This is a genomic window from Candidatus Binataceae bacterium (genome assembly GCA_036495685.1).
Lineage (GTDB): Bacteria > Desulfobacterota > Binatia > Binatales > Binataceae > JAFAHS01.
In genome coordinates, this window is record DASXMJ010000214.1 from 13,957 (window position 1) to 28,481 (window position 14,525).

At 59.9% G+C, this 14,525-nt stretch carries 12 protein-coding genes; 3 read left to right on the forward strand and 9 right to left on the reverse strand.

Features of this window, described 5'->3' with window-relative positions:
- Positions 1 to 9: 9 nt before the first annotated feature.
- The 4 genes from VGI36_19840 to VGI36_19855 all read right to left on the reverse strand — a co-directional run bounded on the left by VGI36_19840 (position 10) and on the right by VGI36_19855 (position 4,324).
- Positions 10 to 1,488 carry a carboxylesterase family protein gene (locus tag VGI36_19840; protein ID HEY2487402.1) on the reverse strand — a complete coding sequence of 493 codons (1,479 nt, stop codon included), beginning with the start codon at positions 1,486 to 1,488 and terminating at the stop codon, positions 10 to 12.
- A gap of 6 nt (positions 1,489 to 1,494) precedes the next feature.
- Positions 1,495 to 2,847 (reverse strand): Rieske 2Fe-2S domain-containing protein, encoded by a 1,353-nt coding sequence (locus tag VGI36_19845; GenBank protein ID HEY2487403.1) that lies wholly within the window; start codon positions 2,845 to 2,847, stop codon positions 1,495 to 1,497.
- Positions 2,848 to 2,919: 72 nt separating this feature from the next.
- Positions 2,920 to 3,306, reverse strand: coding sequence for a RidA family protein (locus VGI36_19850; GenBank protein ID HEY2487404.1), 387 nt, complete (start codon positions 3,304 to 3,306; stop codon positions 2,920 to 2,922).
- A 25-nt stretch (positions 3,307 to 3,331) separates the two neighbouring features.
- On the reverse strand, positions 3,332 to 4,324 hold the full coding sequence (locus tag VGI36_19855) for a hypothetical protein (GenBank protein ID HEY2487405.1): 993 nt from the start codon (positions 4,322 to 4,324) through the stop codon (positions 3,332 to 3,334).
- A gap of 1,243 nt (positions 4,325 to 5,567) precedes the next feature.
- On the opposite strand from VGI36_19855, the gene VGI36_19860 reads away from it, so the two are divergent.
- On the forward strand, positions 5,568 to 7,301 hold the full coding sequence (locus tag VGI36_19860) for an amidohydrolase family protein (protein HEY2487406.1): 1,734 nt from the start codon (positions 5,568 to 5,570) through the stop codon (positions 7,299 to 7,301).
- Between the two features lie 110 nt (positions 7,302 to 7,411).
- On the opposite strand, the gene VGI36_19865 is transcribed toward VGI36_19860, so the two are convergent.
- The gene (locus VGI36_19865) at positions 7,412 to 9,235 is read right to left on the reverse strand and encodes an NAD(P)/FAD-dependent oxidoreductase (protein HEY2487407.1); all 1,824 of its coding nucleotides are present in this window, start codon (positions 9,233 to 9,235) and stop codon (positions 7,412 to 7,414) included.
- 228 nt (positions 9,236 to 9,463) lie between these two features.
- Entirely contained in the window at positions 9,464 to 9,895 is a 432-nt protein-coding gene (locus VGI36_19870; GenBank protein ID HEY2487408.1) for an ATP-binding protein, read from the reverse strand.
- A gap of 156 nt (positions 9,896 to 10,051) precedes the next feature.
- Between VGI36_19870 and VGI36_19875 the strand changes: the two genes are divergently transcribed.
- Both VGI36_19875 and VGI36_19880 read left to right on the forward strand, forming a co-directional pair.
- Complete coding sequence (locus VGI36_19875; GenBank protein ID HEY2487409.1) at positions 10,052 to 10,468, forward strand: FecR domain-containing protein; 417 nt, start codon at positions 10,052 to 10,054, stop codon at positions 10,466 to 10,468.
- On the forward strand, positions 10,465 to 11,064 hold the full coding sequence (locus VGI36_19880) for an OmpA family protein (GenBank protein ID HEY2487410.1): 600 nt from the start codon (positions 10,465 to 10,467) through the stop codon (positions 11,062 to 11,064). The genes VGI36_19875 and VGI36_19880 overlap by 4 nt, the downstream gene beginning before the upstream one ends.
- Here VGI36_19880 and VGI36_19885 read toward each other — a convergent pair.
- Genes VGI36_19885 through VGI36_19895 form a run of 3 tightly spaced genes read right to left on the reverse strand, consistent with a single transcriptional unit; the run spans position 11,051 to position 14,518 of the window.
- Positions 11,051 to 13,150, reverse strand: a complete 2,100-nt coding sequence (locus VGI36_19885; protein ID HEY2487411.1) for a CHASE2 domain-containing protein — start codon at positions 13,148 to 13,150, stop codon at positions 11,051 to 11,053. The genes VGI36_19880 and VGI36_19885 overlap by 14 nt on opposite strands.
- A gap of 48 nt (positions 13,151 to 13,198) precedes the next feature.
- Entirely contained in the window at positions 13,199 to 14,158 is a 960-nt protein-coding gene (locus tag VGI36_19890; GenBank protein ID HEY2487412.1) for an MBL fold metallo-hydrolase, read from the reverse strand.
- A gap of 15 nt (positions 14,159 to 14,173) precedes the next feature.
- Complete coding sequence (locus VGI36_19895; GenBank protein HEY2487413.1) at positions 14,174 to 14,518, reverse strand: STAS domain-containing protein; 345 nt, start codon at positions 14,516 to 14,518, stop codon at positions 14,174 to 14,176.
- Positions 14,519 to 14,525 lie beyond the last annotated feature (7 nt).

Consider the following 14,525-nt stretch of genomic DNA (forward strand, 5'->3'; position numbering starts at 1 on the left):
CGCTTAGGCTTAGGAAGCGGTCGATCCGGCGTCGAAGAAGTCGTCCAGAAAAGCCATTTGCGAGGCCCGCCAGGCGCTACCGGGTTTAAGCTCGTTGCCCAACTCGAAATAGTTGTCACGGGCCCCATCGTAGCGCTGCCAATTAGGTAAATTTCCACCATTTGGATCGCCGGTCGCAGCGAAGCGGACCCACGCATTCATCATGGTTTCCGAGAGAGCCCGGTCGCGCGCATTGGTAGGCAGAGGAGCCATACCGGCGGCCGCGAGTCTGCCGAAGATGTACGGCACCTCATCGCCATGCTTGGGCGGTTGGGGACCGTCACAGCGATGTCGGGTAAACAGATAACGATAGGTGGCGGGAAGAAGAGCGGAATTGGCGCGTGCGATGCCCCGGGCCCCATAGGTAAACTGCGTGTCGCCAAATAGAAAGGCGCACTGCTGACCGACATCGTAGTCGCTGCCAACCGGGTACTCTTTCAGCGCTTGCTCCGATGACGTTCCGAAATTCAGCACCACCAGATCGTGAAAATCGCCTACCGTCTTGACCGGCCAGGCTCCGACGAACAAGCCGCCTTCGTCGAAATTGCTACCGACCACCATGGGCACCGCCGCGAAACGGCCGGTGAGGTAGGCGTCGCGCTCCTGCCGATCGATTACCCATCCGTCGCGGATCGGACGAAGCACTCGCGGCGTGGTCAGGCCGCGTACCCTCGGCACGAATTGGCTCGTCCTGCTCAGGATGTCATCAGCAGACAGCGCACGCATGGCGGTCACGTCCTTGCCCAGCATCTGACCGGCGCGCGACGCTTCCTCCAGGTCGGCAAGTGGGCGAAAGGATCCTGGACTCTCCAGGATAGCCTGATGGAAGAGGGCTCTGCCGAGCGGCGACGTCATCAGCAGCGAAATCGATGCGCTGCCTGCCGAGACGCCAATCGCAGTGACGCGATCCGGATTGCCGCCGAACGCCCCGATATTGTCGCGGATCCACTGGAGCGCTGCGATCTGGTCCAGCAACCCATAGTTACCAGATGCGTAGTGTTCCGATTCTGCGGTGAGTGCAGGATGCGCGAGAAACCCGAACAGCCCGACACGATAGTTGATCGTTACCAGCACGACACCCTTGCGCGTCAGGTTCTCGCCGTCGCACATGGGGTCGGCACCGGAACCCGCGACAAAACTGCCCCCCGGGATCCACACCATCACCGGCAGGTTTTCGCCCCCGCGCGAGGCGGGTGTCCAGATGTTTAAAGTGAGGCAATCTTCGCTCATCGGACGAGTGCGCGCGGCACTCATTGGAAGCGGGACCTGCATGGGATCGGGACCGGCCTCGAGAGCAGGCCGAACACCCGGCCACGGCTTTACGGGAGCCGGCGGGCGCCACCGAAATTCACCAATCGGCGGCGCAGCAAAGGGGATTCCTTTGAAGATCGAGATCTCGCCGGGGGTACCGGCGACACGGCCCGATCCGGTCTCGACGAGTTCCTGCATCGCTGGCTATTTCGCCGCGGCCGCGAGTTTATCTGCGCTGTCCCGTGTGTTCGGCGGATGAACCCGGCCTTCCCGATCGACTGAAGTCCGCGGTTGGGTACGGTACGCGTCGAGGAAGTCTTTCTCCTCATCGATGAGAAAGTCACCGGCGTGAACCTGCAGATAGAGCTCGGGATTGTCGACTCCGGGCGGCACGACGCCGCGTTCCTTGAGATCGAGGGCTGCCTGAATCAGCCGCCGGCGCGTCTGGATCACCATCAGGTCGGTGTGGCCGAGGTGCTCGTGGCCATGATCGACAATCTCGCCCATGCTTTCGGTGATCGCCTGATCCTGAACGTGAATGCCTTCGATACCGGTAAAACTGCGCGTGCGCTGGACTTCGCGGTCGATCCGGTAATCGTTTGATTGGTTTTGGGCGAGCCGCCAGCGCCCGTACCAGTCGGTGGTATTGGGCAAGAACTCCATCCCCATTGAGAAGCCCGCCGGAACCTGACCATCGCGCAATTCGCGCTGCCGCGGCGCGTTTCCCTTCCACGACAGATGAACGAACATGGTGTGTCTGTCGTCCATGGGAACCCACGCGCGCACGATCAGGTGTTTGTCGAAATCGCCTTCCGGCGGCATAGTCCAGAATGGGAACGCGAAGGGCGCAAAGCGCCAGTAGATGCGTCCATCAGAGATTCTTCGTGCACCGTACACGGTTCCCCATTCGGTTTTGGCCACGGAAAGGTTCGGTGAGCGATTGACCAGCGCGTGGCGTGCCATGTTGCCGGCAGGAATATCATCTGCGTTGATGGTCCCGGCGTGAAGGAAGCTGAAATGCGAGGTATCGATGTCGCCTTCCAGGCCCTGCAACCAGTTGCATTCGCGCTGACAAAGAAAGGTCATCATCTCTTTGGCCGGCAGCAGCACGGGCTCGAGTGCGGGCAGCGCCGGCGGCTCGGCGCGCGGGCCCATGTAGATCCAGATCAGTCCGTTGCGTTCGGTCGCCGTGTATGACTTCGCCTTTACCTTGTCCCGGTAGTCGTATTCCGGCGGGACATTCGGCATCTCCAGGCAGTTGCCGTCGACGTCGAATTTCCATCCGTGATACGCGCAGCGCAACCCGCCCTCTTCGTTGCGCCCGTAAAACAGAGATGCGCAACGATGCGGGCAGCGGTGGTCCATCACGCCAACTCTGCCGGCCGCGTCGCGAAACGCGATCAGCTTTTCACCCAGCAGCATCAAACGCATGGGGGCGCTGCCGGCGACCAGTTCGCGCGACGCCGCGGCGGGCAGCCAATACTGGCGCATCAACTCGCCCATCGCCGTGCCAGGTCCAACTCGCGTGAGGATTTCGCTTTCCTGTGGAGATGCCATTGTGAGCTCCTGTTTTGCAGCAAGCCGGCGTTGATTCGCTAATTACAACCGCGTCAACCGAGCCTCAATACGTCACTCGAGCATCGCAAGGAAGTCGCATTGGACCAGCATCGGATCGGGCAACTGGTAGACGAGGGTATGGCGCGCGGGCCGTGAATGGGGATCGGGAAACATCTTGGTCCATTGGGGATCGATGACCGCGCGCGCGCCGCGATCGCGCACCCAAATGGTCACTTTGACAATGTCGTCCGTCGATCCGCCCCCCGCCTCGACAATGCGTCGAAGGTTGGCGAACATCGCGGCAACCTGTGCCTCCAGATCACTACTCATTTTACCGGTAGCCGTGTCGATACCCGAGATACCGCCCGAGGCGATCAGGTTCCCGATCCGCGACGCCGCTGGAATTGGGGTAGCGCCGTGACCGAAGCCCTCCACCTCGATGCTTCTGCGTCTGCCCATAATTGCCACCGCCTATTCGAATCGATCATAAAATCCGCGCAAACGCCAGCCCGATGCCGGTGCCTGCGACCGTGCGATAGACCGGCAGGTATTCGAACCACTTCGCCTTTACGCCCTCGAACATCGCGGCCACAGCTATCCAGTTGCGAATTTCCGAAGACCCCGAATTGAGCAGCTCCACGGGAAGCCGCGAGAGCTCGCTCGTGTGGCCGGTGTTGAGCGCATCCAGGACGCGATTGTCCAATTCTTCATTGGTGACGAAGTGACTGAGACCGCCGGATGCGACAATGGCGACCCGCCGGTCGAGCTTGCTTGATTCGATGGCGGCGCGCAGCGCGCGTCCGATCGCGTAGCAGCGCGCGGGGGTCGGCTGATTGGGAGGATAGTAGCAATTCAGCATCACCGGCAGCATTGGCGCGCGCACGTTGGCCATCAGACGCTTCAGGACGAATCCGTAGGCATGTCCGAAACCGTGCGTGTCAGGCGCACTCACTCGGGAGGATGCAGCGATGTCGATCCCGTTTTCGATTAGGTGCCTGATCAGATCGCATGCCAGTTCGCGGTCGCAGGCGAATCGGTGATGTTGATCCATGGCGTATCCTTGGCCAAGCACGCGCATGAACTCAGCATCGCCAATCGAGCGCTCCCCGAAGGTGTGAGTAGTGGCTTCATCGCCGTAGAAGATTGATACCGCCGGCATGTTGCCCGCATCGAAAAGCTCGTGCTGATCGTCGCCAACAATCATCACGACCTCAGGCCGCGCCGCTGCTAGCTCAGCCGCCAATCGGTCGAGGGCGGCCTGCACCGCGCGGGATTGCCCGGTGAGATGTTCGAGGGCCGACTCGCGCTCGTAACGCCTGCCTGACCGTGCGAGGTCTTCGTAGGTGCACCGCTTGCCGTCACGGTCGTACAGCTCGCGGTTGCTGCGGTCGCTAATCGCGCGCTGCTCCCACATCCGTGCTTCGGTCACCACCAGCGGGCTGTGCGAGGTACCGAGGCCGATTGCTATTTGTGCCATCTGCCTCTACTGCGCGAAGATTCGTAGTGAGTGGCCGCGTGATGTCGTGCGACACCTCGAGACTGCGACGGGCCACTAGCGGATGCTGCCCGGATCATCTTAAACGACACCACCTTACGATGCAGGTCGCACATGCTGGTTTCGCCGTGGACATACGACTTTAATAGCTCGCAGAAGGTCTTATAAACAATTGCGCCGCCGACACATCGACTAGAACCGGACCCGAGGTTCGCCCGCTGAGTGCCTGATTTCTGCCCGTGAAATATCGCTCGCCGCCTCGCAGAGGAGCCCGAACGCTGCGTACGCTTAATCTGCGCCGACGTGCCAGCCTTACTCAATTAGTTTTCGTCAACGCGGGTAGGCAACGGTCACCTCAGAGCGGATCGCCAACGCGGCCCGAGGGCAGAAGGAGAAGTCCTCAAAAGCTTCCGGAACTCTTCTGAAAAGTCGCCAGCAAGTAACCGCAAGAATGAATGCCATCCGTGACCGGCGCTCCAACCTCAACCTCCAGGGGCTCCTTATGGCCAAGGTTGGGCGGTGGGCCTTTTATCGTATTGAGACTAGACGCGCATTTGTGGCAGCATCGAATTTCCCGCGGGGCTTTGGCTCGGGCTGAGGAGAGACCCATTTTGCGAGTCATCACCGCAATCGCAGCATTCACCGCTCTGGCCGCGGCACTCTCCATTTCAGATGTGACTTTCGCCTGTGAGGGCAAGATCTGCGCGGGCGATTTCGACTGCGATCCCCATCATATATGCATGCAATGGCCCAACGGTTCCGCGACCTGCGAGTGGCCAGGTGCAAACCCGGTAATGCGGGCTTCGCGTGGGAGTAATGCTGAATCCTGCAGCAACGACCTCGAATGCCCAGAGGGCTGGCGATGCGAAAAGCAGGTGCAGCACGACGGTGTGACAGGGTCAGCCGCGCAGTGCGTATCTCCGTCGCATCTGCGTATCTCATACTGAGTTCCTAACCCACCAGAGACGCTACCGCACGACCGCCAATCAGAGGGTCTAGCTCTACCTTGGCCCCGTATTCCGAGGTCGGATTCCACCGGTCCGAGTGGTGGGATCTGCTTTCGGTCGTATTCGCGCATCTTAGGGCGAGTATGCCTTTCGCAGGGCACGGAAAGACCGTCCGCTGTACTGGCGCAAGCAGGCCGTTTTTTGTTATTACTGAGGTCTAGCAAACTTCACACAATTAGGACGCCATCGTCCTTACCAATCTGAGGAGGGAACACCGGATGGCTGACTACGACATTCAAATTAAAAGCGGCACGATCGTCGATGGTACCCGGGTTCCGCGTTACCGCGGGGACGTCTGGATCAAGGACGGTAAGGTTGCCCAGATAGGCGGGCGTGCTCCCGGCTTCGCCAAAAAGGTGATCGATGCCGACGGGCTTATCGTGGCCCCCGGCTTCGTCGATCTGCACACGCACTATGATGCGCAGATCCGTTGGGACCCCTATTGCACCATCTCGGGATGGCACGGGGTCACCTCGCTGGTACTCGGCAACTGCGGATTCGGCTTTGCCCCCTGCAAACCAGAATTTCGCGACCGCTCGATGCTCACGATGACGCGCACCGAAGCGATCCCCTATGCCTCAATGAAGGCCGGGATCAACTGGGATTGGGAGACGATACCGCAGTATCTGGATTCACTCGATCGCTCGCCGAAAGGGGTCAACTGTATCCAGTACATGCCGACCGCCTCGCTGATGACCTATGTGATGGGCCTCGAGGCGGCCAAGACGCGTCCCGCGACCGAATCCGAACGGGCGGAGATGGCGCGGATACTCGATGAGGGTATGGACGCAGGCCTTTGTGGGTTTTCGATCCAGCGCCTGGGACCGAACTCCGTGCAAGCGGACTTTGACGGGTCGCCGATGGTTACGGATACCATGTGCGACGAGGACATCCTGAACCTCGCGCGGGTGCTCCGCAGGCGCGACGAAGGTTTCATGGAAATTACCCAGGGCACGGGCGATGCACGTGTCGACCTGGGATTCGTCGAAAAGCTGGCCGATGAATCGCAGCGCCCCATTCTGTGGCAGGCAATCATTCCCACCCGCAACAATCCTGAGATTCATCGCCGCAGTATGCGTTTCGTCGAGCGCAATCGAGCGAAGGGGCGTCAGATCTTTGGTCAGGCTGGGACCGTCCGCAGTGGCTTCGCTTTCACGCTTGAGAACTGGAACCTCTACGACACGCTTCCCGAGTGGCGCGTGTTGACCACTGGCACCAAGGAAGAGAAGCTCGCCAAGATGAAGGACCCTGCGCTGCGCACGGCGGTCATCCACGCCAACGACAACTGCGACAACAACTTCAAAGCGATTCAGGCGGGGGTCGGCGGCAATCCGAGACATTTGATCGTGCAGTGGGTCGAGAATATCGAGTCACTGGAGAAATACGTGGGCAAATCGCTCGGCCAGATCGGCATGGAAGAGAGTAAGCATCCGATCGAAGCGATGCTGGATATTGCGGTGGCGAGCGGTCTCAAGGCGGAGTTCCTCGGCCCTAATCGTGGCTTCAATCCGGAGTACATGGCTGAGATCATCAACAACTCGCAATTCACCTTCCCCGGGGTCTCCGACGGCGGCGCGCATACCAAATTCTTCACCGGCGGTGCGTTCACGACGGACTTTCTCCGCTGGCTGGTACGCGATGAGCAGAAGATCACGCTGGAAGAGGCTCACTACCGGATGTCGGCGTTGCCCGCGCACGCGGCGGGCTTCCGTGATCGCGGCGTGCTGCGCGAAGGTGCCGCCGCCGACGTCGTAGTGTACGACCTCAACCGTCTGGGCATTGAGCCGGACTGGGTCGGCGAGATTGTCCACGACCTCCCGGGCGGTGAATGGCGACGAGTGCAGCGCCCGCACGGCTATCGCTCAATCATAGTGAACGGGATTGAGACCTTTAACGAGGGCAAGTGCACGGGTGCGACCCCGGGTAAGCTCCTTCGCCACGGTCACGCCTGATTAGAATCTGAGCGCGACCAAAGATCTAAAAACAAGACGCGCCGCCTCGTAAGGAGGCGGCGCGTTGTTTTAGGGACGTCGGCGCCGGAGATTTCGCCCAGCCCAATGTCCTAGCCCAATTCGAGACCCTCGAGGTCGTCCTTCTCACGCCATTTGGCCATTAGCGCGTTGAAGGCGTTGATACCTGGTGCGTAAGCATTGGCGCCAAAGCCATCAGAGCCTGGCTCGAAGTGGCCTTCGTTGTTGTAGTAACCCGGTGTGCAGTTTGCGAGGAAGCGCGCTGCAACGACGGCTAGGCGCTTGATTTCCGCGACCCATTCGGTCTCCGCTTTCTTGGTCGGATGCGAGTAGCGAAAGCCGCGGTCCATCACCTGTTTGATGATGTAGCGGATGTGCTGAGCCTGATCGTCCAGCACCGAGGTCAGGTTGACCGAGACGCCGTTCTGCGACGGTCCCAGGATGAAGCAGTTGGGAAAACCATGGCTCGAGAAACCGTGGTAGGTCTTCATCCCGTCGGCCCAATAGTCGGTCAAGGTAACGCCGCCCATGCCGATCACCTCGTAGCCCGCGCGTCGAGTCCACGCCGTGCCGACCTCGAAACCCGTCGCGAAGATGATGCAATCGACCGGGTACTCGACGCCGTTTGCAACGACGCCCGTCTTGGTGATCCGCTCGACACCCTGGTTGCCGCTGGTGTCGATCAGCTTCACGTTTGGGCGGTTGAAGGTCGGCAGGTAGCCGTCGTTGAACGTCGGCCGTTTGCAGAACTGCCGGTACCAGGGTTTTAAGGCCTCGGCGGTGGCGGAATCGGTCACCGTTTGATCGACTCGTGCCCGGACGCCGTTCATCTTCTGAAAGTCGGCCATTTCCATGAGCATCGCAGCCTGGCGCTTCGAGAATTCGGCTGCCCGATGGGTCTTTTTCGCTGCGATGCCGAGGTTGCGGAAGATGTCCGTCCAGCCGTCGTTGACCATGTCCTCTTCGACCGGAACACCGATCACCATGTTATTGAAGTTCTCGCGCCGTTCCCGCTGCCAGCCCGGCCTCAAACTCTTGGCCCATTCCGGATCGGTGGGTTTGTTGCCTCGCACATCCACCGACGAGGGGGTGCGTTGAAAGACATAGAGCAGCTTGGCGTATTCGCCGACAAACGGTACGCACTGGATCGCGGTAGCGCCCGTGCCGATGACCGCGACCCGCTTGTCGGCGAGCTTGGTCAGACCGCCCGAATGGTCGCCGCCGGTATACTCGTAGTCCCAGCGGCTGGTGTGGAAGGTGTGGCCCTCGAAGTCGGCGATGCCGGGGATCGCCGGCAATTTGGGTCGGTTGAGGGGACCGGTGGCCATGACCACAAAACGCGCGCGCATGGCGTCTCCGCGATCGGTCGTGACGATCCAACGTGCGTCGTTTTCGTCCCAGCGCAGTTCCGTTACGCAGGTTTGGAAGCACGCATTCTCGTAAAGATTGTAGTGCTTTGCGATCCGCTGCGAGTGCTCGTAGATCTCGGGAGCGAAGGAGTATTTTTCCTTCGGCATGTAGCCGAGCTCCTCGACTAGGGGCAGGTAGCAGTAGCTTTCGATGTCGCACTGGGCGCCGGGATAACGATTCCAGTACCAGGTGCCACCGAAGTCTCCGCCCGACTCGATGATGCGCACGTCCTTGATGCCGGCCTCATGGAAACGTGCGCCGCCCAACAATCCGCCGAAACCTCCGCCGATGATTACCACGCTCACCGAGTCGGTAAGCGGGGCACGAGTGAACCCCGGCTTGACATAAGGATCGCCTAAGTAGTGAGCGAACTTACCGGTGACTTCGACATATTGGGCGTTGCCATCGCCGCGAACCCGCTTGTCGCGCTCCTGCCGATATTTTGCGCGCAGCTCATCCGCATCAAACTCCAGCTTCAAATTAGCGATAAACGTCTCATCATCCATTGTTCTTATCCCATGCGTCTGGTTTGGAGGTCTTCGTCAGATCCTCGCCCTTCATAATCGCCAACTCTTACAGTAGAGCACAAATCAAATTCAAGACGCAGGCGGCAGGGACCGACGCCTGGATCGCGAAATTGCGCTCAATTTGAAAGACCGTCCGGAGATGCCGGGGGTCAACGAGCTCTTCTTGCGAACCGTCGAGACTCCCTTCAATTACGAGAACATGCACGCCTATTCCGCAGGGGCAGTGATGGCGATCCGGCGGACCATCTGGAGAACGTTACGATTTCCACTGCGGCGGTAGCTCGCCTCATCCACAAACGCGCGCAGTAAGCGAAGGCCTAATTTCCCCAGCACCCGTGACTCCGCTGGCACATCCAGGTCCTGGAGTGGTTGGGCCAGCGGATCGAAAGGTTTGCCATTGTCGGAAAATTCGATCCTCAATCGATCCTGCTCGAGCGACAACGCAATTTCAGCGGTGCACCCGCCCGACCCTTCGACCAACCCGTACTCACAGAGGTTCGTCACCAGCTCCTCGAGCAGGATCGTCACCCGGTTTCGGTCACCGGTGCCGATCCCGTGGTGTTCGGCGAAGTCGGCCACAAACGCCTCTACCTGTTGCATAGCCACGGGCTCGGCCTGAACGGTCAAGTGAGAGGACATCGCTCCTTTCTATATCGTTCCAGAATTTCTATCGTTCCAGAACCCCTTGTCGCTGGTTTCCGACTCGCCGAGAGGTTACTCTCGCCAACCAAGATGCTTACCCAGTTCAAGGTCTTTTGGCCAAGGTTGGCAATCGTTCTGTGCATGATCGGTACGATGGCGATTGCAACAGCGACACCCGCAGCCTCGCAGAACCAGATAGCGCAGATCAAAACGGTCTCGGGGCAGGTCAAGGTAGAGCGCGACAGTGGCCAAACCTCCCCAAAAGCGGGTGATCTTCTCTTCGAAAAAGACACCATCGTGACGGGGGCCGACGGCTCGATTGGCATCACCTTCATTGACAACACCGTTATGTCGGCCGGTCCCAATAGCGAGATCTCGTTGGAGCAATTCACGTTCGATTCGAGCAATTTCAACGGTTCCATGCTGACCGAGCTACGCAAAGGCACGCTCTCGGTGGTCTCGGGCGATATTGCGCGCAGCTCTCCCGGAGCGATGAAGGTGAGAACTCCGGCTGCCACTCTCGGGGTGCGGGGCACCCGGTTCGTCGCGGAAGCGACGAGTGATCAATGATCAAGCTGCGCTGGGTGACTCTCCTGCTGGTACTTGGAGCGCTGGGCGGCGGTTGTGCTGAGAAGCAGCATGAACTGTTCGTGGTATTACCCAACCCGGATGGAACCTCCGGTGCGATCACCGTCAGCGAGGGACAGAACTCGGTCGTGCTGGATCATCCTTACGCCGCCGAGGAGGTCAAAGGTGACAAGCTTAAGCCAACAACCAGCGACTCCGCTCAGGTGCAGCAGCTCTTTGGCACTGCCCTTGCCGCCCAACCGATTCTGCCCGCGCATTTCCGGCTTTATTTTCTGAAAGACAGCGACGTGCTGACGGGCGAGTCTCAGCGGCAGTACAAGAACGTTTTCGAGGACATCAAACACCGCCCCGTCTACCAGGTCGAGGTCATCGGATACACTGATACGCTTGGCCAACAGCCCTACAATCAGCAGCTTTCCCTCAAGCGTGCCGCCAGTCTGCGCGACGAGCTGGTACGCGATGGTCTCAAGCCGGATTCGATTACAATTGCAGGACGAGGAGAACTCGATCCGGCAGTGCCGACCGGCCCCCAGGTTTCTGAACTGCGCAATCGCAGAGTGGAGATTACCGTCCGTTAAGGCTGTTGCCGTGCCAGGATAACGCGACCAGCGTTATGTCGTCGGCTTGGTCTGCGCCGGTAGCGAATCGGCGAATGTCAGCTCGCACCAACTCGACCAGGGCTCGGGCGGTCGCCTCGCGGGAAGACGCGAGCAATGCCTTCAAGCGGGTGATCCCGTAGAAGACGTGGTCTTTATTTTCCGACTCAGTGGCGCCATCGGTATAGAGTAACAGCAAATCGCCGGCTTGGAGGCGAAGTCGCTCGACCGGGCAAACGAGGGGATCGACCGCTCCCAACGGCGGTCCGCCTCGTCCCGACAGCTCCCTGGGCTCTGCGTCAAGCCGCAACACGAACGGTGGATCGTGGCCCGCGTTGACGTACGCGAGCTGTCCGGAAGAGAGGTCCAGGATTCCAGCAAAAGCGGTTACGAACATCATGTCCGCCCCCTCGTCGGCCATCTCGGCACTGGCGGCAGTAATCTTCGTACTTGCTTCCGCGAAGGCCAGATCGAGCGCGTCTCCGTGTTTCGAGATCGCGCTGCGCAGGATCTCTTTGGTCATTGCCATAAAGAGTGCGGCGGGAACCCCCTTGCCCGAGACGTCAGCGATCGCGAAGGAGAGCCGTCTTGAGTCGAGCAGCAGGAAATCGTAGAAGTCGCCGCCAACCATCCTTGCCGGTTCAATGGTCGCAAACATATCCACGTCGTTGCGCTGGGGCGGTCCGAGGAACTTGTGCGGGAGCAGGCCCATCTGAAGCGAGCGGGCGGCGCTTAGTTCGCCATCGATGCGAGCTTCGATCTGGCGCCGATGCTCGAGTTCAACTGCTAGCCGGTGGCGCCCGGCTTCGGTGGAAATGAGGCTCCAAACCAGCATCACACCGAAAATGATCGTTGAGGAAACGATCGCATAGACCCCGGCGACCAGTACCTGGAACCATACAAAGCTTACAAAGGTGGCGGCCAAAACCGTGGCTGCCATCGCAACGAAGCCTATGGCGGCCAACGAAGGGCGCGAATAGGGCAGGGCGAAGATCGTCAGCAGACCGGTCACGATGATCAGCGCGACCTCCATCTGATCCCAGAAATGTGGACGGAGCAGGAGGCTGTGGGTCAGCATCGATTCAAGAAGCTGAGCGTGTATCTCGACCCCGGCCATTAGTCCAAGCGGAGTTTGGCGAAAATCGGCCCCGTTCTGGCTGGTAATGCCCAGGAGCGCGAAGTTTCCACGCAGCTCCGTGGCCGCAAGCGTGCCATCGAGCAGATCGGCAGCGGAGATGTAACGATAGTCATAGGATTTGGAAAAATACGGATACGCGCGGCCACGGACATCGGTCCGGAACAACACGTCACCGAGGGTGGCCGCCTCGATGCCGTGGCGGCTGGTTATGATCCCAACCGAGCCCAGCGATACTGCGACGCGAAGCATCTCGAGTGCGAAGGTGGGAATGAGGTCGCCCTGGACGACGATAAACATCGGAACCGACCGGGTTATTCCGTCGGCACCCGGGTTATCGACGAGCGAACCCGCGCCGCGCTCCGCCCTTCTCAGTTCGGGCACACTGCTAAGCAAATATGGGTACTCGGGAAGGAAGGGTTTGGGACTCCCGCCCGCTTGGCGAACGATTGTGATCCGCACGGGTAAGGTCGGGGCCAAGGCGGGATCGTCGGTAACCGCTACTCCCAGCACGGTCGGCACCTTTTCGAAGGCCTGCGCGAGGAGTACTTCGTTATCCGGCAGACCATCGAGTTGCTTCGCGATCGGGGGCGGTAGATCCGGCAGGAGGCGGGCAAGGTTTTTCGGCGAATAGCGGTCGGGTTCTGAAAAAATGATATCCACGCCCAGGACTCGCGGATCTTGCATCGCGATTTGGCTTACCAGACGGGCCATCAGGGTTCGCGGCCACGGCCATTGCCCATACCTTGCCAGACTGCGGTCGTCGATGGCGACGATGCGCACTCCCATGGGCTGATAGGAGCGGGGGGCGATCCGCTGTTCCAGATCAAAGCTGCGTAGTGAGAGTGCAACCACCAGCGAGGGATTCAATAGGCGCAGCATCACCAAGAGCAGCAGCGAGACAAGCGCCGCGACGCACCCCGGCCTAGCCAATGCACTCTGCAAACGGTCGAGGAAGGGTGAGATTCGAATGGGTAGTCCTCAAACGGGGATTTCGAGTCCGTCGTAGGCGGAGGTTATCGTCAGCTTGCGCCCCGGGTCGTTGATTTCTGCGTAGCGTCGCGTTTCCGCGAGGATTCTTTCCAGCATGTGGTCATCATGGATGGGTTCATGATGGAACATCACCAGGTGTTTGGCACCGGCTAACTGCGCCAATTCGACACCGACGATGTTGCTGGAATGACCCCAGTCTTCCTTCACCGAGATCTGCTCGGCGAGGGAATACATCGCATCGAAGATGAGTAGGTCTGCATCGCGGAAGTGCTCGACGAACGGATAAGTCTTGTCGAGAGTTTCGTACTTGTGTTCGGAATCGGTGGAATACACGACGATCTTGTTTTGGTGCGAGAAGCGGTAGCCGTAGGAATTTCCCGCATGATTTTGCACAAACGACCGAACCGAGACGCCGCCAACGATGTCGTAGCTGCGGCCGGGTTCGAGCTCGACAAATTCAATCGTCGCACCAAGGGTTCGAAAATCTACTGGAAAGGTCGGGTTCGATTGTTGGCGCTCGAGTGCCTCACGCATGACCTTATGGCTGCCGTAGATGCGGATCACGTTGCCGGGAATGTAGGCGGGGGTAAAAAAGGGGAAGCCCATGATGTGATCCCAGTGCAAATGAGACAGGAACACGTGGTAGCGCCGCGGCTGGCCGGGGCCGTATTTGCCGAGGACCCGATTTCCGAACTCGCGAACGCCAGAGCCAAGATCGCACAAGAGGTACTCATCGCCGCCGGTCACAAGTTCGACACAACTTGAATTCCCGCCGTAAGTTCCGCGGGTCGGAAAGGGGAGCCGGTCGATAAACGCCTCGATCGCCTGGTCGCTACTGAGGTTCTCGCCGCGTGCCGCCACCAGCGCGTCACGGATTTTCGAGCGCACGGCCAGATAATTGAGCGGCGCGGGCAGCGAACCCCGAGTCCCCCAGAAACGCACCAGCATCGTCTTTGGCCCCGCTCAGGTGCGCGCGGAGTGCATCGCGGCGCGGGCGTCGGCTGCGGTGTCGAAGACCTGCACCACCTGGTCGAACCGGCTGATCGTGAAGACTTCATTGACCAGGGGCGAAAGCGCGGCCACCGCGATGCGTCCGCCCCGTGCTTTCGCTCGTCTTGAGGCCATCATCAGTGCACGCAGCCCCGCGCTGGAAATGTACTCTACGGATCCAAGATCGATCACGACTGCGTCGTTTGAATCAACCCAGGCAAGCAGCCGTGTCTGAAAATCGGGACTGCTGTCGTTGTTGATGCGCCCGACCGGTCGCAACACCAGGATTCCGTCTTCACGTTGTTCGCCGATCTCCACGCTTTTG